The organism is Streptomyces sp. NPDC048424 (assembly GCF_040651555.1).
Lineage (GTDB): Bacteria > Actinomycetota > Actinomycetes > Streptomycetales > Streptomycetaceae > Streptomyces.
In genome coordinates this window covers 334,101-354,498 of record NZ_JBEZKE010000002.1, presented here as the reverse complement: position 1 = coordinate 354,498, position 20,398 = coordinate 334,101, and the positions used below count along the sequence as shown (strand labels likewise).

The window sequence follows — 20,398 nt, the reverse complement described above, 5'->3', positions numbered from 1 at the left end:
GCACCCCCGTTCTTGCCAGGGCCCTCTGTCCGTAGTTGCGTTCGTCAGTGCTTGGCGGGCACCAGACCGAGGCGGTCGTACGCCTGCGCGAGCGTCTCGGCGGCGACCGCACGGGCCTTCTCCGCGCCCTTGGCCAGGATGGAATCCAGCGTTTCCGGGTCGTCCAGGTATTCCTGGGTGCGCTGCTTGAACGGTGTGACGAAATCGACCATCACACCGGCCAGGTCGGTCTTCAGCGCGCCGTAGCCCTTGCCCTCGTACCTCGCCTCCAGCTCGGCGATCGTCTCGCCCGTGAGGGTGGAGTAGATCGTGAGCAGGTTGCTGACGCCGGGCTTCTTCTCCGTGTCGAAGCGGATCTCCGCCTCGGTGTCGGTGACCGCGCTCTTGATCTTCTTCTCGGTGACCTTGGGCTCGTCGAGGAGGTTGATCAGGCCCTTGGGCGAGGACGCGGACTTCGACATCTTGATCGCCGGGTCCTGGAGGTCGTAGATCTTCGCGACCTCCTTGACGATGTGCGCGGCGGGCAGGGTGAAGGTCTGGCCGTAGCGCTGGTTGAAGCGCTCGGCGAGGTCGCGGGTCAGCTCGATGTGCTGGCGCTGGTCCTCGCCGACGGGGACGGCGTTCGCCTGGTAGAGCAGGATGTCGGCGACCTGCAGGATCGGGTACGTGAACAGGCCGACGCTGGCGCTGTTGACGCCGCCCTTGGCGGACTTGTCCTTGAACTGGGTCATCCGGCTGGCCTCGCCGAAACCGGTGATGCAGTTCATGACCCAGCCGAGCTGGGCGTGCTCGGGCACGTGGCTCTGGATGAAGAGCGTGCAGCGCTCGGGGTCCAGGCCGGCGGCGAGCAGCTGCGCGGCGGAGAGACGGGTGTTCGCGCGGAGATCCTTCGGATCCTGCGGCATGGTGATCGCGTGCAGGTCGACGACCATGTAGAACGCGTCGTGCGTCTCCTGCAGGGCGACGTACTGGCGAATGGCTCCGAGGTAGTTCCCGAGGTGGAACGAACCGGAGGTGGGCTGGATGCCGGAGAGCGCGCGAGGACGATCAGAAGCCATGGCCCCATTCTCTCAGGTGCGGGGGCGGGCTCGGGCCCGCCGCTGGCCGGATCCTTCCGGGTCGCGGCGACCCGGTCCCCGCGGCTCCGGGGTACCGGGCGGTAGCGGTGCGTCCGGATCCAGCCCCGGCCGAGCGACCGCTTTCCGTTCCGGGACGGGGCGGGCCGACACCGCTGCGCGGGGCCGAACGGTGCGGCGGCGGCTCCGGCCGAGGGACGCCCTCGAACGCCGGGCGGGCTGAAAAATCCAGCCCCGCCGGCGTTTGGGCCGGGGGTCCCCCCGGACGGAGTCTGCGGGAGGGTCCGGGGCGGAGCTCCGGCAGCGGCGCCGCAGGTCAGGACAGCGGGAGCCCGGGGGCCGGGAAGGCGGCCATGAGGTCGGCGACCTCCGCGCGGACCGCGGCCAGGGCCGGCTCGTCCGACTTCGCGGCGGCGTCCACGGACCGGGCGATCCAATCGGCGACCTGCGGCATGTGGACGGCGCCCAGCCCCCGCGACGTCAGCGACGGCGTGCCGATCCGCACCCCCGAGGGATCGAACGGCTTGCGCGGGTCGAACGGGACCGTGTTGTAGTTCACCACGATCCCCGCCCGGTCCAGGGCCTTCGCCGCGACCTTGCCCGGCACGTCCTTGCCCGTCAGGTCGATCAGGATCAGGTGGTTGTCGGTACCGCCCGAGACCAGGTCGAAGCCCCGCTCCAGCAGCGCCGCCGCCAGCGCCTTCGCGTTGGCGACGACCGCGTGCGCGTACGAGACGAACGACGGCTGCGCGGCCTCGTGCAGCGCCACCGCGATGCCGGCCGTCGTCTGGTTGTGCGGGCCGCCCTGGAGGCCCGGGAAGACCGCCTTGTCGATGGCCTTCGCGTGCTCCTCGCGGCACATCAGCATCGCGCCCCGCGGACCGCGCAGGGTCTTGTGCGTCGTGGTGGAGATGACGTCCACGTGACCCGCCGGGGACGGGTGCGCGCCGCCCGCGATCAGGCCCGCGATGTGGGCCACGTCCGCGACCAGGACCGAGCCCGCCTCCTCGGCGATGGACGCGAAGGCCGCGAAGTCGATCGTGCGCGGCAGGGCGGTGCCGCCGCAGAAGATCAGCTTGGGCCGCTCGGCGAGGGCCAGGTCGCGCACGGCGTCGTAGTCGATGAGCCCGGTGTCGGCCCGGACGCCGTACTGCACGCCCCGGAACCACGAGCCGGTCGCCGAGACGCCCCAGCCGTGCGTCAGGTGGCCGCCCATCGGCAGGGCCATGCCCATCACGGTGTCGCCCGGCTTCGCGAAGGCCAGGTACACGGCCAGGTTGGCCGGTGAGCCGGAGTACGGCTGCACGTTCGCGTGGTCCACGCCGAACAGGCCCTTCGCCCGCTCGACCGCCAGGGCCTCGACGCGGTCGATGTTCTGCTGGCCCTCGTAGTAGCGGCGGCCCGGGTAGCCCTCGCTGTACTTGTTCTGCAGCACGGTGCCGGAGGCCTCCAGGACGGCCGCGGACACGTAGTTCTCACTGGGGATCAGGCGCAGGGTCTGCGCCTGGAGGACTTCCTCCGCCGCGACGAACGACGCCAGTTCGGGGTCGGTCGCGAGAAGGGCGGGATGGCGGCTCGCGGACATGGCGGGCTCCTCCGGGGTCGATGTGATCGGTACCCCGCGAGGCCCAGGCGAGCGGCCCTGAATGCGGTCGAACGCGCACGACTCCCCCGGAGTTCGTTCTCCGTGCGCCAGTCGCCGTGCGTACCGCCCACCTTAGCCGCCGCGCGACTGCTGCCGCGCGACGCGGAAGGTTTCCGCGTCCGGCATCAAAGCGACGATAAGAAAGCGACGATAAGAAGGGTGACGCCACCCTCGTCACCGCCGCACCGGGCAAGACGGACGATCGGAGACCCCGTGTCGACAACTGCTGATGTCATCCGCTCCGCCGACGCGCACAGCGCGCACACCTACCATCCGCTGCCCGTCGTCGTCGCGTCCGCGGACGGTGCGTGGATGACCGACGTGGAGGGCCGCAGATACCTCGACATGCTCGCCGGCTACTCCGCCCTCAACTTCGGGCACGGCAACCGGCGTCTGATCGATGCCGCCCGGGCCCAGCTGGAGCGGGTCACGCTCACCTCGCGGGCCTTCCACCACGACCGGTTCGCCGACTTCTGTACCGAGCTCGCCGATCTCTGCGGCAAGGAGATGGTGCTGCCCATGAACACGGGCGCGGAGGCCGTGGAGACGGCGGTGAAGACCGCCCGCAAGTGGGGCTACGAGGTGAAGGGCGTCCCGGACGGGCACGCCAAGATCGTGGTCGCCGCCGACAACTTCCACGGCCGGACCACGACCGTCGTCTCCTTCTCGACGGACCACGACGCCCGCGACCACTTCGGTCCGTACACGCCGGGCTTCGAGATCGTCCCGTACGGGGACCTCACCGCGCTGTCCCACGCCGTCACCGAGAACACCGTGGCCGTGCTGCTGGAGCCGATCCAGGGCGAGGCGGGGGTGCTGGTGCCGCCCGCCGGGTACCTGAGCGGCGTACGGGAACTGACCCGCGAGCGGAACGTCCTCTTCATGGCGGACGAGATCCAGTCGGGGCTGGGGCGGACCGGGAAGACCTTCGCCTGCGAGCACGAGGGGGTCGTCCCCGACGTCTACATCCTCGGCAAGGCGCTCGGCGGCGGCGTGGTGCCGGTGTCGGCCGTCGTCGCCGACCGGGACGTGCTCGGGGTGTTCCGGCCGGGGCAGCACGGGTCCACCTTCGGCGGGAACCCGCTCGCGTGCGCCGTCGCCCTGGAGGTCGTCGCGATGCTCCGGACCGGCGAGTTCCAGCAGCGCGCCACCGAGCTGGGCGACCACCTGCACCACGAGCTGGGCCTGCTGGTCGGCGGGGGCGCCGTGACCGCCGTACGGGGCCGCGGGCTGTGGGCGGGCGTGGACATCGCCCCGGGCCACGGGACGGGCCGGGAGGTCTCCGAGAAGCTGATGGACCGGGGGGTGCTGGTGAAGGACACCCACGGATCGACGATCCGGCTCGCCCCGCCGCTGGTGATCAGCAAGGAGGACCTGGACTGGGGGCTGGACCAGCTCCGGGCGGTGCTGGCCTCCTGAGACAGCGCCCCTAGAGGATCACGTGGGGCAGGAAGCGGGCGTACTCGTCCGTGACCGGCCCCGCCGATTCGCGGATGCCGAGCCCCGCCGCCTCGTCCTCGACGACCCACGCGCCGAGCACCACCCGGTTGCCGTCGAAGTCGGGCAGCGGGGCCAGGCCCTGGAAGCAGTACCGCTCGCCCTCCTCCGGCACGAAGGGCTCGCCGTCCTCGCCCGGTCCGTGCAGGGTGACGCCCGCGCCCTCGCGGCCGAGGAGGGGCTTGGCCACGTAGCCGGGGGATCCGGCCCCGGCCAGCTCGCGCGGTCCGTCGAGATAGGCGGGCAGCAGGTTCGGGTGCTCGGGGAAGAGCTCCCACAGGATCGCCAGCAGCGCCTTGTTGGAGAGCAGCATCTTCCACAGCGGTTCGATCCAGCAGGTGGTGCCGGTGCCGCCGCCGTGGTCGTACGTGCCGAGGACCTGCGGGCCGAACTCGTCCGTGGCCAGCCACTCCCACGGGTAGAGCTTGAAGCAGCTGCGGATGAAGCCGAGCTTCTCGTCCACGAACCGTCCGGACAGGCTGTCCCAGCCGATCTGCTCGACGGACAGGGCGTGGGTGTCCAGGCCGGCCTGCTCTGCGGTCTCCTGGAGGTAGGCGACCGTCATCAGGTCCTCGCCGAGCTCGTCGGTCTCGGAGTGCGCGAAGTGCAGCGGACCGGGCGGCAGCAGCTCGGCCTGGCGGCGCCAGGCGTCGACGAGGCGCTCGTGCAGGGAGTTCCACTGGTCGGCGCCGGGGAAACGGTCCTCCATCCAGAACCACTGCGGGCTCGCCGCCTCCACGAGGGAGGTGGGGGTGTCGGCGTTGTACTCCAGCATCTTGGCCGGGCTGCCGGTGCCGTCGTAGCGCAGGTCGAAACGGCCGTAGAGCGAGGGCTGTTCGGCGCGCCGGCGCCAGGACTCGGCGATCAGCTCGGCCAGCCCGGGGTCGGTGATGCCGAGGTCGGCGAAGCGGTCGTGCTCGACGATGTGCGCGGCCGCCGCCAGGCACATGGCGTGCAGCTCCTCGACGACGTTCTCCAGGGCCTCGACCTCGGGGAGGGAGAAGGAGTAGTACGCGCTCTCGTCCCAGTAGGGGCGCAGGGAGTCGTCGGGGTAGCGGGTGAGGGGATAGATGAGCCCCTGCTCCTCGACGGTCTTCTGCCAGCCGGGGCGGGGCTCGATGGTGTGCCGCTGCATGGGGTCCGGTTTCCTCAGCCGCCGCTGGAGCCGGAGCTCTTGTGGCCGCCGATGCCGCCGCGGGTGACGGCGGACTTGTCGAAGCTGCCGCCGGAGACCTTGCCGCTGCTGACGTAGCCGCCGTAGTAGTACGCGCCGCGGCCGCCGCTCTTGCACTCCTTGTTGTTCAGGTGCTCGAGCGTGGAGCGGGACGCGCAGCGCTTGTCGGGCTCGTCGCTGCTGCCGCAGGCCACGAGGGTGGCCGCGAGCAGGCCCATGCCGCCGAGGGCGACCGCGCCGGAGCGCATACGGCGCTGGTTGGTGCTACTGCTGTCCATGTCTGCTGCTCCCCCTGGGGCCTGGCGTGCTGCCGACAGAGTAGAGCGGTGGCCCCGGCCGATGGAATCCGGCCGCCGTGAGATCCGTGACCTAGAGTCAGTTCGTGCTCATTGGGATGATTTGCGCACTCGGTGCGGCGGTGTGCTTCGGTACGGCGTCCGTTCTGCAGGCGGTCGCGGCGCGGGCGGCGGAGCCGGGCTCGGGGTCCGGGGTGGACGCGGCGCTGTTCCTGCGCGCCGTACGGCAGTGGCGGTACCTGCTGGGTCTCGGCCTCGACGCGGTCGGCTTCGTCCTCCAGATCATCGCGCTGCGCCACATCCCGATCTACGCGGTGGGGGCCGCGCTGGCCGCCAGTCTGGCGGTGACGGCGGTGGTCGCGGCGCGGCTGCTGCGGGTGCGGCTGTCCCGGACGGAGTGGGGTGCGGTGTGGGTGGTGTGCGCGGGGCTGCTGATGCTCGGGCTGGCCGCCGGGGAGGAGGGCTCGGGGACCGGGTCGCTCGCGCTGGAGCTGGGGCTGCTCGCGGTGGCCGGGCTGGTGCTGGTGGTCGGCGCGGTGGCGGGGCGGCTCCCGGACGGGCCGCGGGCGCTGGTCCTGGGCCTGGCCGCGGGGACGGGCTTCGGGGTGGTCGAGGTCTCGGTGCGGCTCATCGACTCCCCGTGGGACCTGCGCGACCCGGCCCTGTACGCACTGCTGCTGGGCGGCGGTGCGGCCTTCCTGCTGCTCACCTCGGCGCTCGCGCGCGGCTCGGTGACGGCGGCGACGGCGGGGCTGGTGCTCGGCGAGACGATCGGCCCGGCCGTGGTGGGCGTGGTCTGGCTCGGCGACCGCACCCGCGAGGGCCTCACCTGGCTCGCCGTCGCCGGCTTCGCCGTAGCGGTCGCCGGCTCCCTGGCCCTGGCCCGCTTCGGCGAACCGGCCGCTCCGTCCCCGGGCGGGTGACCAGGGCGTTGTCTTGGCCCGTCTGTCACCTGCGGCCCGTCGTGTCGGGGCTCCGCCCCGAACCCCGCGCCTCAAACGCCGGCGAGGCTGGATTGTGGCGGCCTCAGCCAAATCCAGCCCCGCCGGAGTTTGAGGCGCTCTTTCAGCCTCGCCGGCGTTTGAGGCGCGGGGGTCCGGGGGCTGGCCCCCGGCAGCCGGGCCGCAGGCGGGCCCGTCAGGGAAGGGCGGCGGCGAGGGCGGCCAGGGTGGGGGACCACGCGCTGTCCGACGGAGTCCCGTAGCCGACGACCAGCGCATCCCGCGGCGCGACCTCGGCCTCCGGGTGCCGGAAGCTCGACAGGCCGTGCAGGGCCAGGTCCTGCCAGGCGGCCGACTGCAGGACCGACCGCTCCGTGCCCGCCGGAAGGTCCAGCACCGCGTGCAGCCCCGCCGCGATCCCCGACACCCCCACCCGGCCCGCCACCGCCGCCACCAGCTCGTCCCGGCGCCGCCGGTACCGCAGCCGCATCCCGCGCACGTGGCGGTCGTACGCCCCCGAGGTGATGAACTCCGCCAGCGTGAGCTGTTCCAGCGCGCTGGAGGCCCAGTCCGTGGGGCCCTTGGCCGCCAGGACCTCGTCCAGCAGCCCCGGCGGGACCACCATCCATCCCATCCGCAGCCCGGGCGCGAGGGACTTGCTGGCCGTGCCGAGGTAGACGACCCGGTCCGGGTCCAGCCCCTGGAGGGCGCCGACCGGCTGGCGGTCGTAGCGGAACTCCCCGTCGTAGTCGTCCTCCAGGATCAGCCCGCCCGTGGTCCGGGCCCAGTCGACCGCCGCCGCCCGCCGGGCCGGGGTCAGGGCCGCACCCGTCGGGAACTGGTGCGCCGGGGTCAGCAGCACCGCGCCCGCCCCCGCGGTCAGCTCCCCCGTGCGGGCGCCGTCCGCGTCCACCCCCAGCGGCCGCGTCCGCAGCCCGGCCCGCACCAGCAGGTTCCGGTGGAAGTCCAGGCCGTACCCCTCCACCGCCACCTCCCGCACCCGGCGCGCCCGCAGCACCCCGGCCAGCAGGGTCAGCCCGTGCAGGAAGCCCGCGCACAGCACGATCCGGTCCGGGTCCGCGTACACCCCGCGGGCCCGCGCCAGGTAGCCGGCCAGCGCCTGCCGCAGCTCGACGCGGCCGCGCGGGTCGAGCGCGTACCCGAAGGCCTCGTTCGGCGCGTCGGTCAGTGCCCGCCTGGCCGCCGACAGCCAGGCCGCGCGCGGGAAGCCGCCGAGGTCCGGGGAGCCTGGCTGCAGGCTGTACGAGGGCCCCTTGCGCGCGGGGCGCCGTACCGGGGCGGCCGCCGCGGCCCGGCGCGGACGGGCCCGTTCCGCGACCCGGGTGCCGGAGCCCTGGCGGGCGGTCAGCCAGCCCTCGGCCACCAGCTCCGCGTACGCCTCCGCGACCGTGTTCCGCGCGATGCCCAGGTCGGCGGCGAGGGTGCGGGAGGACGGCAGCCGGGTCCCGGCCGCCAGCCGCCCGCTGCGCGCGGCCTCGCGCAGCGCCTCGGTGAGACCGGCCCGCAGACCGCGCCCGGCGGAGAGGTCCAGATGCAGGTCGGCGCCGAAAGTGGCCCATGAATCCGTCATGGATATGGACCATATCCCTGGGCCGCCCGGATCCTAGGGTGGATCACATGACGACGACCACACAGCACCAGCAGACCCCCGCCCCCACGCACGAGCACGCGCCCGAGCACACCCCGCGCATGCAGATGGCGAAGCTCGCCCCCGAGGTCTACAAGGCCGTGCTGGCCCTGGAGATCGCCTCCCGCAAGGGCCTGGACCCGGCCCTGGTCGAGCTGGTCAAGATCCGTGCCTCGCAGGTCAACCACTGCGCCTTCTGCCTCGACATGCACACCAAGGACGCGATCGCGCACGGTGAGAGCGTCGACCGGATCGTGCAGCTGGCCGCCTGGGAGGAGTCGCGGCACTTCTACACCGAGAAGGAGCTCGCGGCGATCGAGTTCACCGAGGCCGTCACGGTCCTGACGGACGGCTTCGTGCCCGACGAGGTGTACGCGAAGGCCGCGCGGCACTTCGAGGAGCGCGAGCTGGCCCAGCTGATCGCCGTGATCGCGACGATCAACGTCTGGAACCGCATCGGGGTCACCACCCGCATGGTGCCGGGCCACTACAAGCCGGGCATGTACCAGTCCTGACCGGCGCGGCCGAGCGGCCCGGCCGGCCGGAAGGCCGGCAGGCGGGGCCCCCCGGCGAACCCGGTCAGCCTGTCGGCCGGAACGCGGCCAGCGCCGCCGCGTGGTGCTCCTGCGTGACCTGCCACTCGGCGGCCGGGCCCGCGGTCAGCACCGCCCACTTGCCGCCGTCCGACGCGAACAGGACCCGTTCGACGCCGCGCCGCAGCCCGTGCGACTCGTCGCTGTCGTACTGGTAGACGAGCTCGGCCGCCCCCGAGCCGCCGGGGACCGGGCCGACGCGCACCTCCTGGTACCCCCGGGTGGCGCTCCGCAGGTAGCCGGAGGCCTGTGTGACCGCTTCGAGCGGGCTGAGCTCCGGCTCCGACACCCGGAAGACCTGGATCAGCGCGGTGCGGTCGGGCGAGCGGTAGAAGACCCCCTCCTTGAGCTCCTCCCGCCCCCAGCCCGCCGGGACGGCGAGGGTGAAGCCCGCCGGGTCCTGCTTGGTCTCGTGGGCCCCCTCCCCCGCCCCCGTCCCCGGCCCGGTGCCGGTCGGGCTCGGGCCCGGGCTCGTACCGGCCCCGGCCGTCGGGGAGCCGGAGGCGGTGGGCGACGCCGTTCCGGACGGTTCCCCGCCGGACCACGAGGGCGTGCCCGAGGCCACCGTCCCGTTCTTCTCCCCCGCGCCGTTCGCGTCGTCCGTGTCCCGGGCCAGGAACCACACCGCTCCGGCGCCGATGGCGACTGAGGCGACCGCGATGCCCGCCGTCACCGGGGTCCGCCAGCGGCCGCGCGGCCCGCCGGAGGGCGGCACGTGGTCGGGCCGCGGCGGTACGGGCGGCAGGTACCCGGGGTCGGAGCCGTACGGCGGCTGCGGCGCGGTCGGCGCCCCGTACGGGGGCGGGGCCGGAGCCGGAGCCCCGGGCCCGAGCGGGTCGTAGGCCGGCGGTGCGGCCGACGGCTGCGGCGGAACCGTCGGCAGGCCCGGCGGCGGCCCGGCCGGCCCGGTCTGCGTCCCGGCCGGGGCCTGGTCCACCACCCAGCGCTGCGCCTGCGCGTCCCAGCGGCGCGGCCCGGACGGCGGTTGTGCCGGAGCCACGGCTCAGCCCCCCAGCATGCCGAGCAGGCTGCCCAGGGCAGCGGCCGCGCTCACCGACTCCACCAGCGGAGCCCACCGCTCCAGCGCCGCGCGCAGCCGGGCGGGCAGGCCGGGGCGGATCGTCTCGGCGCCCTCCAGCTGTTCGGCGATCCCGTCCAGTTCGGTGTCGAGGGCGGTTCTGTCGGCGCCCCGGGGCGCGTGTACGAGGGCCGCGCGCAGGTTCAGTACGGCCTCCAGCAGCTGCGCCGCGCCGGGCGCGCCCGCTTCCGTACCGCCGTGGTGGACGGTGTTGGTGTTGTTGGAGCCGCCGAAACTGACCGCGCTGCCGTGGAGGCTGCCGATCCGCACTCCGGGCTCCGGGCCGCTGCCGCTCCCGCTTCCGCTATCTGTCGCCATGACTCCCCCTGTGGGTGCTGTTGTGGTTGCCGCTGCCGCCGAAGCTGGCCGCGCTGCCGTACATCGCCCCCACGTACGTGGCGCCTTCGGCGAGGTAGATGCCGGCGCGCTGCGCGAACGCCTCGGTGTGCCAGCCGCCTTCGTGCAGGACCAAGGTAATACCGGCCACGACCCGGTCCTGAATGGTCTTCAAGTACCTGTCGAGGTCCATGAGGTGGAACATCGAGCCGTTGTCCTGCGAGGCGAGTTCGCGCACGGACACGCGCGGTCCTTCGGGCCGGGCGCCGCGGTGACCGCCGGCCGCGATCCTCACCCAGCTCGCGACGCCGCGGCCCAGGGTGACGAGGGAGGACGTGAAGGAGCCGGGGGTGTGGCGCAGGGCCCAGACCACCTTCCCGAACCGGTTGTTGTTCAGGTAGCGGTGGGCGTCCGCGTCCGCGTTGTGGAAGGCGACGCGGACGGGGAGCAGCACGTGCGGCGCCAGCTCCACCATCATCATGCCGCCCTGGGTGTGGACCCGTACGAACAGCGTGACGACCATGTTCTCGTCCCAGCCGCCGACGCGGATGCGCAGGAAGTGCCGGCGGCGTTCGCCGCCCTCCTCGATGGCCACGGCCCGGTGCGCCTCGAAGTCCGCCCGCAGGTGCGGGCCTTCGTCGCGGTGCCCCAGCCCGTCGCCGGGCAGGAACACGCACTGGTCGACGACCAGCTCCTGCATCCGGTCGAACACGGCGGCCTGGGCCTCGGGGGACCCGTGCGGCGAGGGCGCCCGCAGCCGCTCCACCAGCGGGACGATCCCCTCCAGGATGCGGGCGTTGGTGAGCGGCTCCGGGGTGGTGCCGGCGGGCAGGTCCTCGCGGGGGCGCAGTTCGAAGGACTGCTGCCAGGGGCGGTAGGCCTGACCGGCCCCGGCGAACGGGTCGTTGATGTCGTACATGATCAGCGGTGCGTGCTGCTCGTCGATGATGCGCCGGCGCACGCGCGCGAACCGTACGCCCACCTCGGCCTCGGCGGGATCGGTCGGCCGGTGGGCGTACCGGTCCCGGTTGAGGTCGTTGGCGATGGTCCGGGCGACGTATCCGCGCTGGAGGCCCACGACGGTGACGACCGCGGCGAAGACCGCCGGCACCCACCCGATGACGAATCCGGCCGCCAGGCCTCCGACACCCTGCGAGAAGATCAGGGCGCCGAGGCCGATGGAGCCGCCCGTGTCGTCGAAGGCGCCGAGCAGGGTCAGCCAGACCAAGAGGATCAGGCAGAGGAGGGCGAGCAGGTTCCACCAGGCGTAGATCCGCACCACGATGGACAGCAGGCGGGCCAGCAGGCCGGACCGGGCCCTGAGCCAGCCCGCGAGGCTCAGCAGCAGGAACGGGACGAGCATCAGCGCGAGGGCGCCCCCGGTCAGCACGGAACCCACGAACCAGGCGCCGAGTACGCCGAGTGCCCAGCCGAGTTCGGCGCGGCGGGCGCGGAGGGCGTGGGCGAGGACGCGTGAGGCGTCGAAGCCGTAGGAGGGCGCGACGATCCGCTCCTCGTGGACGTACAGCTCCTTGATCACCCGATCGCGGTACCCGGCGTCGATGTAGGTGCCCGCGCACAGGAAGCGGCCGGCTTCGCTGAGCGCCGGTTCGACGGGGGGACGGCCGCGGTGGAGGTCGTCCTGCCGCCCGCCGGTGGGCTGAGGGGGAATCGGGCTCTCGGTCACCGACCGACCTTAGATTTCCCCTACATCATCCGACAGGCGTAAACACGCCAAAGCGCCCCGGCCTGGTGGGGCCGGGGCGCTCGGGTCCGCGCTTCCCGCCGAGGTGTTCGCACTCCTCGGCGGGAAGGACGGATCAGATCAGGCCGAGCTCGCGGACCGCGTCGCGCTCCTCCGACAGCTCCTGGACGGAGGCGTCGATGCGGGCGCGGGAGAACTCGTTGATGTCCAGGCCCTGGACGATCTCGTACTTGCCGTCCTTGCAGGTGACGGGGAAGGAGGAGATCAGGCCGGCCGGGACGCCGTAGGAGCCGTCCGACGGGATGCCCATCGAGGTCCAGTCGCCCTCGGCGGTGCCGTTGACCCAGGTGTGCACGTGGTCGATGGCGGCGTTGGCGGCCGAGGCGGCCGAGGACGCGCCACGGGCCTCGATGATCGCGGCGCCGCGCTTGGCGACGGTCGGGATGAAGGTGTCGGCGAGCCACTGCTCGTCGCTGACGACCTCGGCGGCGTTCTTGCCGGCGATGTCCGCGTGGAAGATGTCCGGGTACTGGGTCGCCGAGTGGTTGCCCCAGATGGTGAGGCGCTTGATGTCGGAGACGGCGGCGCCGGTCTTCTGCGCGAGCTGCGAGATCGCGCGGTTGTGGTCCAGGCGGGTCATCGCGGTGAAGCGCTCGGCCGGTACGTCCGGGGCGGCGGCCTGCGCGATGAGCGCGTTGGTGTTGGCCGGGTTGCCCACGACCAGGACCTTGATGTCGTCCGCGGCGTTCGCGTTGATCGCGGCGCCCTGCGGCTTGAAGATGCCGCCGTTGGCGGAGAGCAGGTCACCGCGCTCCATGCCCTTGGTGCGCGGGCGGGCGCCCACGAGCAGCGCGACGTTGGCGCCGGCGAAGCCCTGGTTCGGGTCGTCGAAGATGTCGATGCCCTTGAGCAGCGGGAAGGCGCAGTCGTCGAGCTCCATGGCGGTGCCCTCGGCGGCCTTCATGCCCTGGGGGATCTCCAGAAGACGGAGCTTGACCGGCACGTCGGCGCCGAGCAGGTGACCGGAGGCGATGCGGAAGAGCAGCGCGTAGCCGATCTGGCCGGCGGCGCCGGTGACGGTGACATTCACAGGAGTGCGGGTCATGGCCTTCTCCGTTAGACAGCTGGCGGTGGGGCGTCCCTGCCCCATGTGCTGGAGGACGCCGCTCCCCTGTAAATCTTGACGTGAAGAGACATCCGCGGTCAGGCTATCCGACCCGGAAGCGGCCCAACCCCCGGGTCCCTGTGGTGCATGGCACACGGACCCCGGCGTTTCGAAGGCGGAGCCGGTTCGGGGACCCCTGTTCGGCCCGCCCTTCGGCTACTCGACCAGGAAGATCCGGCCCGTCTGGTGGCCCTCGATCGATTTGACGTACGCGTTCGCCGCGCGGGCCACCGGCACCGGGTCGAATCCCGCGAAGGTGTCCCCGTAGGCGTCGAGGGACTCCTCGAAGACGGTGGGGCTGACGGCGTTGATGCGCTGGCGGCCGGGCAGTTCGATGGCCGCGGCGCGCACGAAGGCCTCGACGGCGCCGTTGGCGAGGGCGGCCACCGCGCCGGTGAGCAGGGGCTCGCGGGCCAGGATGCCGGTGATCAGGGTGTACGAGGCGTGCGCGGGCAGGTGGGCGACGCCCTGGCGGACCAGCTCGACCTGGCTGACGACCTTGCCCTCGAGGCCGCTGCGGATGTCGTCCGTGCCCAGTTCGCCCAGGGGCCGCCACGGCACGCTGCCGGCGGCGCTGGCCACCGCGTCGATCTCTCCCACCCGTTCGGCCAGCCGGGTGTACATGGCCCGGACTGACTCGGGGTCGGTGATGTCCACGGTGATGTCGGCGCCCTTGCGGGAGGCGGTGACGACCTGGTGGCCGCGCTCGCGCAGGGCCGTGTGGACCGCCCGTCCGAGGGTGCCGTTGGCTCCGACCAGGACGACCTTCTTCTTCGCGTTCATGGCACGAGCATCACCCCACCGAACTGTGAAGTCCAGCTACCTCTACTACAGCGATCGTTAAGATGAACTCATGCTTGATGTGAAGCGGATGATCATCCTCCGAGACTTGGCGACCCACGGGAAAGTGACCGCCGTCGCCGACCTGCACGCGGTGACCCCCTCCGCCGTCTCCCAGCAACTGCGCGCCCTGGAGACCGAGGCCGGGGCCGTCCTCGTCGAGCGCGACGGGCGCGGGCTGCGCCTCACCCCGGCCGGCGCGGCGCTGGCCGCCGCCTGCGAGCCCGTACTGGCCGCCCTGGAACGGGCCGAGGGAGCGGTACGGGCCCTCGACACCGAGCCCGGCGGCGAGCTGGCCATCGGCTGCGCCCCGAGCGCGCTGGCCACGGTGGCCGCGCCGCTCGTGGCCGAGCTGGCCGTACGCCACCCCCGGCTGCGCCCGCGCATCGTGCAGGCCGATCCGGAGGAGGCCGTGCCACAGCTCCGCGCGCGCCGCCTGGACCTGGCGGTGACGTACGCGTACCCACTGCTCGGCGCCCCGCCCGCGCCCGGGACCACCGCGGTGCCGCTGTTCGAGGACCCGCTGTGCCTGGCGCTGCCGCAGGCCCTCGTCCCCGCCTACGAGCGGGACGGGCTCGCCGCGCTGCGCGGGACCGACTGGGTCTCGGCCCCGGCCCCCAGCAGCTGCCGCGAGATGCTGCTGCACGCCTGCCGGAATGCCGGATTCACCCCGCGGATCGCGCACGAGTGCGGGGACCTGCGGGCCGGGCTGTGGCTCGTGGCCACCGGGCGGGCCGTGTCGATCCTGCCGAAGCTGCTGTGCGACGCCCCGCCGCCCGGCGCCGCCGTACGGGAGCTGTCGGGCCCGGGGCGGACGCTGGACGCACTGGTCCGGGCGGGCACGGAGACCCAGCCGGCCATCGCGGCGGCCCTGGCGGCGCTCACGGCGCTCACCGGACCGGCCGCACCCGCCTCACGCACCGCACTCACCGCACGGTGAAGCGGACCGCGCTCTCCAGGAACGGGATCTCCAGCAACGGCTTGGGCTCGATCACCAGCGCGAGCAGCGTGATCGCCACGCCCAGCAGCCCGTACGTGATCATGTCCGTGAAGCGGGAGCGCACCGCGAGCATCCCCACCGAGGGCAGCACGCGCCGCATCACGGAGGCGGCGATCAGGGCCACGCCGATCGCCAGGCAGCCGAGCTTCGGGTGCCCCACCGCGGTGGCCAGCAGCCCGGCCGCGGTCGCGGCGAGCACGCTGAGCATCGGCCACTGACGGGCCGGAGTGGACACGGCCCCGGGGACGGCGCGGCCGCTGCCCTCGGGACGCGCGGTGTCGCGCGTGATGGACGGGAAGCGGCGGGACCGGCGCGACTCGTCCGCGGGCGCGGCGACCGCGCCGGCCGCGCCCGGGGTGACGGGCGTGACCGGCGCGCCGGACGGTACGGGCGTGCCGTTCGCGGCGGCCGCGCCGCCACCGCCCGCGCGCCCGGAGTGCTCCGCGTCCCGTTCAGCCTGCACTGGTGGTCCGTTCCGCCGCCTCGACGACGTTGACGAGCAGCTGGGCCCGGGTCATCGGGCCGACTCCGCCCGGGTTCGGGGAGATCCACGCGGCCACCTCGGCCACACCGGGGTGCACGTCGCCGACGATCTTCCCGTCCTGGTCACGGCTGACGCCCACGTCGAGCACGGCCGCGCCCGGCTTCACGTCCTCCGGCTTGACCAGGTGCGGGACGCCGGCCGCCGCGACGATGATGTCCGCCTGGCGCAGCAGCCCGGAGAGGTCGCGCGTACCGGTGTGGCAGAGCGTCACGGTGGCGTTCTCGGACTTGCGGGTGAGCAGCAGGCCGATGGAGCGCCCCACGGTGATCCCGCGGCCGAGGACGACGACGTGCGCGCCGTTGATCCCGACGCCGTGGTGGCGCAGCAGTTCGACGATCCCGTACGGGGTGCAGGGCAGCGGGCCCGGCTCGTTCAGCACCAGCCGGCCGAGCGACATGGGGTGCAGGCCGTCGGCGTCCTTCAGCGGATCCATCAGCTCCAGGACCCGGTTGGTGTCGATGCCCTTGGGGAGCGGGAGTTGGACGATGTAGCCGGTGCAGTCCGGGTTGGCGTTCAGCTCCCGTACGACCGCCTCGATGTCCTCCTGGGAGGCGGTGGCGGGCAGTTCGCGCTGGATGGAGGCGATGCCGACCTCGGCGCAGTCCTTGTGCTTGCCGTTGACGTACCAGCGGCTCCCGGGATCGTCACCGACCAGGAGGGTGCCGAGGCCGGGGGTGATGCCCCGGGCCTTCAGGGCCGCCACGCGGGCGGTCAGTTCGGACTTGATCGCGGCGGCGGTGGCCTTGCCATCGAGAATCTGGGCGGTCATGACCCCATCCTCCCGGATGAGGTGGCCCCGGTTCCAGTCAAGGCGCTCGCCGGTGTGCAGCGTTCATTGCACTTGCACAACAAGTCACCGGCCGCACGGTAACGAACTGGACAACCCCCGGCCGCGGGACGACGATGAAACGACTGAGTGCCGCGGGCAGTGCCGGGGGGCGGACCGCACCGTGCAGGATTCCTCCGCGCTCATGCCGTGCGTCCCCGCACTTCCACGGAGGAACACCCCAAGATGAGCTTCGGCGACCCGCACAATCCGTACGGACAGCAGCCGCCCCAGTCCCCGCAGGGCCAGCCCGGCTACGGCTACCCGCAGCAGGCCCCGCAGGCCGTCCCGCAGCAGGGCGGCTACGCCTACCCGCAGCAGGCCCCGCAGGCGTACCCGGGCGCTCCCGTCGGATACCCGGGCGCTCCGTTCCACGAGATGCCCGGTGGCGCGAAGGCGGCCCGCGTCATCCTCTTCATCATCGGCGGCCTGCAGGTGCTGGGCGGCCTGTTCTTCATCATCGGCGGCGCCGTGTTCGCCGCGGCGTTCTCGGAGTCCAGCTACTCCAGCTCCTCCACGGAGGACGCGGGGACCATCGCCGGCACCGTGGGCGTCGTCATCGGCCTCTTCTTCATCGGCGTGGCCCTGTGGCCCATCCTGACCGCGGCCAAGATGGCCAAGGGCCGCGGCGGCGTCCGCGTCTCCGGCATCATCTACGGATCGCTGCAGGTCCTCTTCGCCGCTGTCGGCCTGCTGGGGAACATGATCGCGCTCAGTGCCGACGAGCACACCCCGGCCGGCCTCGGCCTGATCGCCGCGCTGCCGTCCCTGGTCTCCCTCGGCCTCGGCATCACGGTCATCGTGGGCCTCGCGAAGGCGGGCGACTACTTCCGGCGGCCCCAGTACTGAGCCCCTCGCGTACGCACACGGCGAAGGCCGCGTCCCGCAGTGCGGGACGCGGCCTTCGCCGTCGGTGGGTACCGGTGATCAGTGGAAGAAGTGCCGGGTCCCGGTGAAGTACATGGTCACGCCGGCCTTCCGCGCGGCCTCGACGACCAGCTCGTCACGGACCGAACCGCCCGGCTGGACCACGGCCTTGATGCCCGCGGCCGTCAGGATCTCCAGCCCGTCGGGGAAGGGGAAGAAGGCGTCGGACGCGGCGTACGAGCCCTGCGCGCGTTCGGCGCCCGCCCGCTCGACGGCCAGCTTCGCCGAGTCGACGCGGTTGACCTGGCCCATGCCGACGCCGACCGAGGCGCCGTCCTTGGCGAGCAGGATCGCGTTGGACTTGACGGCCCGGCAGGCCTTCCACGCGAAGGCCAGCTCGGCGAGCTCGGTCTCGGAGAGGGCGTCGCCGGTGGCCAGGGTCCAGTTGGCCGGGTCGTCGCCCTCGGCCTGGAAGACGTCGGACTGCTGGAGCAGCGCGCCGCCCGAGATCGGCTTGAGGTCGCCCGGCTGGTGCGGGGTGCCGTCCACCTTCAGGACGCGGATGTTCTTCTTCTTGGCCAGGACCTCGACCGCGCCGTCCTCGTAGGCGGGGGCCGCGATGACCTCGGTGAAGATCTCGGCGACCTGCTCGGCGAGCTCGACGGTCACCGGGCGGTTGACGGCGATGACGCCGCCGAAGGCCGACAGCGGGTCGCAGGCGTGCGCCTTGCGGTGGGCGGCGGCGACGTCATCGCCGATCGCGATGCCGCACGGGTTGGCGTGCTTGATGATCGCGACGCAGGGCTCGTCGTGGTCGTAGGCGGCGCGGCGCGCGGCCTCGGTGTCCACGTAGTTGTTGAAGGACATCTCCTTGCCGTGCAGCTGCTCGGCGTTGGCGAGCCCGCCCGGCTGCCCGTCGGTGTAGAGCGCGGCGGCCTGGTGCGGGTTCTCGCCGTAGCGCAGGGTCGACTTGCGCTCCCAGGCGCCCGCGAGGAACTCCGGCAGGACCGCCTCCGGCTCCGGCGCGTACGCGTTCGTGAACCAGGAGGCCACGGCCACGTCGTAGGCGGCGGTGTGCTGGAAGGCCTCGGCCGCCAGCCGCTTGCGGGCGGTGAGGTCGAAGCCGCCGCCCTGGGCCGCGGCGATCACGTCGGCGTAGCGCTCGGGGCTGGTGACGACGGAGACCGACGGGTGGTTCTTGGCGGCGGCGCGGACCATCGAGGGACCGCCGATGTCGATCTGCTCGACGCACTCGTCGGGAGTGGCACCCGACTGGACGGTGGCCAGGAACGGGTACAGGTTGACGACCACGAGGTCGAAGGGCTCGACGCCCAGCTCGGCGAGCTGGTTGCGGTGGTCCTCCAGGCGCAGGTCGGCGAGGATGCCGGCGTGCACGCGCGGGTGCAGGGTCTTGACGCGGCCGTCCAGGCACTCGGGGAAGCCGGTCAGCTCCTCGACCTTGGTGACGGGCACCCCGGCCGCGGCGATCTTCGAGGCGGTGGAGCCGGTGGAGACGAGCGCGACGCCCGCCTCGTGCAGCCCGCGGGCCAGCTCTTCCAGTCCCGTCTTGTCGTAGACGCTGATGAGCGCACGCCGGATCGGCCGCTGGGTCGTGGTCGGGTCGTTGCTCGCTGCGATGTCTGCGGCGGTCACTGGATTGTTACCTTTCGTCCCTCAATGCGGTAGCCGTGCCGGGCCAGGCGCCCCACGACATCGACGAGCAGCTGGCGCTCGACTTCCTTGATGCGCTCATGGAGAGCGGCTTCGTCGTCCTCGTCCCTGACCTCGACCACACCCTGGGCGATGATCGGACCGGTGTCCACGCCGCTGTCCACGAAGTGGACCGTGCAGCCGGTGACCTTCGCGCCGTAGGCGAGCGCGTCCCGTACGCCGTGCGCTCCGGGGAAGGCGGGGAGGAGGGCGGGGTGGGTGTTGACGAACCGGCCGCCGAAGCGGTCGATGAACTCCTTGCCCACGATCTTCATGAACCCGGCGGACACGACGAGGTCCGGCGCGTGGGCGCCGGTCGCCTCCGTGAGGGCGGCATCCCACTCCGCACGGCTCGCGTAGTCCTTGACCGGGCAGACGAAGGTGGGGATCCCGGCCTTCTCCGCCCGCTCCAGGCCGGCGATGCCCTTGCGGTCGGCCCCCACGGCGACGACTTCGGCGCCGAAGCCCTCGGATCCGCCGGGGTGGGCGTCGATGGCGTCGAGCAGGGCCTGGAGGTTGGTGCCGGAGCCGGAGACCAGCACGACCAGGCGGGAGGCGGCCATGAGAGGCCCTTTCTCGCGGGAATTGCGGTGTTCGTCTTTGTGTGGTCATACGAAACTTCGGGGTACCGATATACGGGGAACCATACGAAGCCGCCGACCGCCTGCAACGATACCGGCACACCGGACGGCCCCCGAGGGACGGGGGGACGGCCGGGCGGTAGCGTCTGGCATACAAGTCGCAAACTGGCCTCACCTCGACACGACGTCACCTCGACGTCCATGACACAGGGGAAGAAACACACCCGATGCCGGACCGCCGTCAGCCCGACTCCCCCACCGACGACAACCCCTTCGCGGCACCGCCGGAAGGCCGGCCCGACCAGCCCTGGCAGCCGCGCAGCGGCGGTGACGGCGGGAACGGGGAGGGCCCGGGGGATTCCGACGGCCGGCGGGGCCCGGCACGCTGGGACCCGACGGACCCGATCCAGCGCCGCGCCCGCTATGCGCTGCTGGCCGGCATGTGGGGCTTCTTCTTCGGGATCTTCGGCATCCCGTCGGTGGGCCTGCTGCTGGGCGCGCTCGCCCTGTACTGGGGGATCAGCGCCCTGCGCGGCAAGCCCGCGGCGGCGGCCGCCCCCGGCGCCCCCACCGGTCTGGACGCCCTGGGCCCGGCGGCCCGCCCCCAGCGCACGGCGGCGGTGAGCGGCCTGGTCACGGCCTCGCTGGCGATCCTGCTGGCGATGAGCTCGTACGGGCTGCAGCTCGCGTACAAGGACTTCTACGTCTGCCGCGACGACGCCCTCACGAGCGCGGCGGAACTCCAGTGCAACACCCTCCTCCCGAACAACGTCCTGGGCGACGTCCTGAAGGTCCGCCAGTAGCCTCGCCGGCCCACTCCAGCCCCGCCCGCCCACTCCAGCCCCGCCGGCGTTTGAGGCGCGGGGCCCGGGGCGG

The 20,398-nt window shown here is 72.8% G+C and carries 20 protein-coding genes and 1 riboswitch; of the genes, 6 read left to right on the top strand and 14 right to left on the bottom strand.

Going from position 1 to position 20,398, the window contains the following annotated elements; all coding sequences use genetic code 11:
• Positions 1-44: 44 nt before the first annotated feature.
• Together trpS and glyA are read right to left on the bottom strand one after the other, a co-directional pair.
• Complete coding sequence (trpS, locus tag AB0D29_RS04210) at positions 45-1,058, bottom strand: tryptophan--tRNA ligase (RefSeq protein WP_362800526.1); 1,014 nt, start codon at positions 1,056-1,058, stop codon at positions 45-47.
• 334 nt (positions 1,059-1,392) lie between these two features.
• A complete protein-coding gene (gene glyA, locus AB0D29_RS04205; protein ID WP_362852043.1) occupies positions 1,393-2,661 on the bottom strand; it encodes a serine hydroxymethyltransferase in 1,269 nt (422 codons plus the stop codon).
• Between the two features lie 34 nt (positions 2,662-2,695).
• A riboswitch (ZMP/ZTP riboswitch) is annotated at positions 2,696-2,786 on the bottom strand.
• Between the two features lie 148 nt (positions 2,787-2,934).
• On the opposite strand from glyA, the gene rocD reads away from it, so the two are divergent.
• On the top strand, positions 2,935-4,140 hold the full coding sequence (rocD, locus tag AB0D29_RS04200; RefSeq protein WP_362852042.1) for an ornithine--oxo-acid transaminase: 1,206 nt from the start codon (positions 2,935-2,937) through the stop codon (positions 4,138-4,140).
• A 10-nt stretch (positions 4,141-4,150) separates the two neighbouring features.
• On the opposite strand, the gene AB0D29_RS04195 is transcribed toward rocD, so the two are convergent.
• Entirely contained in the window at positions 4,151-5,353 is a 1,203-nt protein-coding gene (locus AB0D29_RS04195; RefSeq protein WP_362852041.1) for a glutathionylspermidine synthase family protein, read from the bottom strand.
• 14 nt (positions 5,354-5,367) lie between these two features.
• Positions 5,368-5,670, bottom strand: coding sequence for a hypothetical protein (locus AB0D29_RS04190; RefSeq protein ID WP_362852040.1), 303 nt, complete (start codon positions 5,668-5,670; stop codon positions 5,368-5,370).
• A gap of 104 nt (positions 5,671-5,774) precedes the next feature.
• On the opposite strand from AB0D29_RS04190, the gene AB0D29_RS04185 reads away from it, so the two are divergent.
• Positions 5,775-6,611 (top strand): hypothetical protein, encoded by an 837-nt coding sequence (locus AB0D29_RS04185; RefSeq protein ID WP_362852039.1) that lies wholly within the window; start codon positions 5,775-5,777, stop codon positions 6,609-6,611.
• A 214-nt stretch (positions 6,612-6,825) separates the two neighbouring features.
• Here the strand turns inward: AB0D29_RS04185 and AB0D29_RS04180 are convergent, their stop codons facing one another.
• The gene (locus AB0D29_RS04180; protein WP_362852038.1) at positions 6,826-8,220 is read right to left on the bottom strand and encodes a PLP-dependent aminotransferase family protein; all 1,395 of its coding nucleotides are present in this window, start codon (positions 8,218-8,220) and stop codon (positions 6,826-6,828) included.
• Positions 8,221-8,267: 47 nt separating this feature from the next.
• Here AB0D29_RS04180 and AB0D29_RS04175 point away from each other — a divergent pair, with 47 nt between their 5' ends.
• Entirely contained in the window at positions 8,268-8,792 is a 525-nt protein-coding gene (locus tag AB0D29_RS04175; RefSeq protein ID WP_362852037.1) for a carboxymuconolactone decarboxylase family protein, read from the top strand.
• A 64-nt stretch (positions 8,793-8,856) separates the two neighbouring features.
• On the opposite strand, the gene AB0D29_RS04170 is transcribed toward AB0D29_RS04175, so the two are convergent.
• The 5 genes from AB0D29_RS04170 to AB0D29_RS04150 all read right to left on the bottom strand — a co-directional run bounded on the left by AB0D29_RS04170 (position 8,857) and on the right by AB0D29_RS04150 (position 13,937).
• On the bottom strand, positions 8,857-9,870 hold the full coding sequence (locus tag AB0D29_RS04170; protein ID WP_362852036.1) for a hypothetical protein: 1,014 nt from the start codon (positions 9,868-9,870) through the stop codon (positions 8,857-8,859).
• 3 nt (positions 9,871-9,873) lie between these two features.
• Positions 9,874-10,266 carry a hypothetical protein gene (locus AB0D29_RS04165; RefSeq protein WP_362852035.1) on the bottom strand — a complete coding sequence of 131 codons (393 nt, stop codon included), beginning with the start codon at positions 10,264-10,266 and terminating at the stop codon, positions 9,874-9,876.
• Positions 10,253-11,971, bottom strand: a complete 1,719-nt coding sequence (locus AB0D29_RS04160) for a hypothetical protein (RefSeq protein ID WP_362852034.1) — start codon at positions 11,969-11,971, stop codon at positions 10,253-10,255. The genes AB0D29_RS04165 and AB0D29_RS04160 overlap by 14 nt, the downstream gene beginning before the upstream one ends.
• Before the next feature lie 133 nt (positions 11,972-12,104).
• Positions 12,105-13,094, bottom strand: a complete 990-nt coding sequence (locus tag AB0D29_RS04155) for a malate dehydrogenase (protein WP_362852033.1) — start codon at positions 13,092-13,094, stop codon at positions 12,105-12,107.
• 216 nt (positions 13,095-13,310) lie between these two features.
• Positions 13,311-13,937, bottom strand: a complete 627-nt coding sequence (locus tag AB0D29_RS04150) for a short chain dehydrogenase (protein ID WP_362852032.1) — start codon at positions 13,935-13,937, stop codon at positions 13,311-13,313.
• Between the two features lie 70 nt (positions 13,938-14,007).
• On the opposite strand from AB0D29_RS04150, the gene AB0D29_RS04145 reads away from it, so the two are divergent.
• A complete protein-coding gene (locus tag AB0D29_RS04145; protein WP_362852031.1) occupies positions 14,008-14,934 on the top strand; it encodes a LysR family transcriptional regulator in 927 nt (308 codons plus the stop codon).
• Here AB0D29_RS04145 and AB0D29_RS04140 read toward each other — a convergent pair.
• Positions 14,921-15,457 carry a DUF3017 domain-containing protein gene (locus tag AB0D29_RS04140; RefSeq protein ID WP_362852030.1) on the bottom strand — a complete coding sequence of 179 codons (537 nt, stop codon included), beginning with the start codon at positions 15,455-15,457 and terminating at the stop codon, positions 14,921-14,923. The genes AB0D29_RS04145 and AB0D29_RS04140 overlap by 14 nt on opposite strands.
• Entirely contained in the window at positions 15,447-16,307 is an 861-nt protein-coding gene (locus AB0D29_RS04135; protein ID WP_362852029.1) for a bifunctional methylenetetrahydrofolate dehydrogenase/methenyltetrahydrofolate cyclohydrolase, read from the bottom strand. The genes AB0D29_RS04140 and AB0D29_RS04135 overlap by 11 nt, the downstream gene beginning before the upstream one ends.
• Positions 16,308-16,550: 243 nt before the next feature.
• On the opposite strand from AB0D29_RS04135, the gene AB0D29_RS04130 reads away from it, so the two are divergent.
• Positions 16,551-17,213, top strand: coding sequence for a hypothetical protein (locus tag AB0D29_RS04130; RefSeq protein WP_362852028.1), 663 nt, complete (start codon positions 16,551-16,553; stop codon positions 17,211-17,213).
• A gap of 78 nt (positions 17,214-17,291) precedes the next feature.
• On the opposite strand, the gene purH is transcribed toward AB0D29_RS04130, so the two are convergent.
• A complete protein-coding gene (gene purH, locus AB0D29_RS04125; protein ID WP_362852027.1) occupies positions 17,292-18,884 on the bottom strand; it encodes a bifunctional phosphoribosylaminoimidazolecarboxamide formyltransferase/IMP cyclohydrolase in 1,593 nt (530 codons plus the stop codon).
• Complete coding sequence (purN, locus tag AB0D29_RS04120; RefSeq protein WP_362852026.1) at positions 18,881-19,504, bottom strand: phosphoribosylglycinamide formyltransferase; 624 nt, start codon at positions 19,502-19,504, stop codon at positions 18,881-18,883. The genes purH and purN overlap by 4 nt, the downstream gene beginning before the upstream one ends.
• Positions 19,505-19,749: 245 nt before the next feature.
• Here purN and AB0D29_RS04115 point away from each other — a divergent pair, with 245 nt between their 5' ends.
• Entirely contained in the window at positions 19,750-20,325 is a 576-nt protein-coding gene (locus tag AB0D29_RS04115; RefSeq protein ID WP_362852025.1) for a hypothetical protein, read from the top strand.
• The last annotated feature ends 73 nt before the right edge of the window (positions 20,326-20,398 follow it).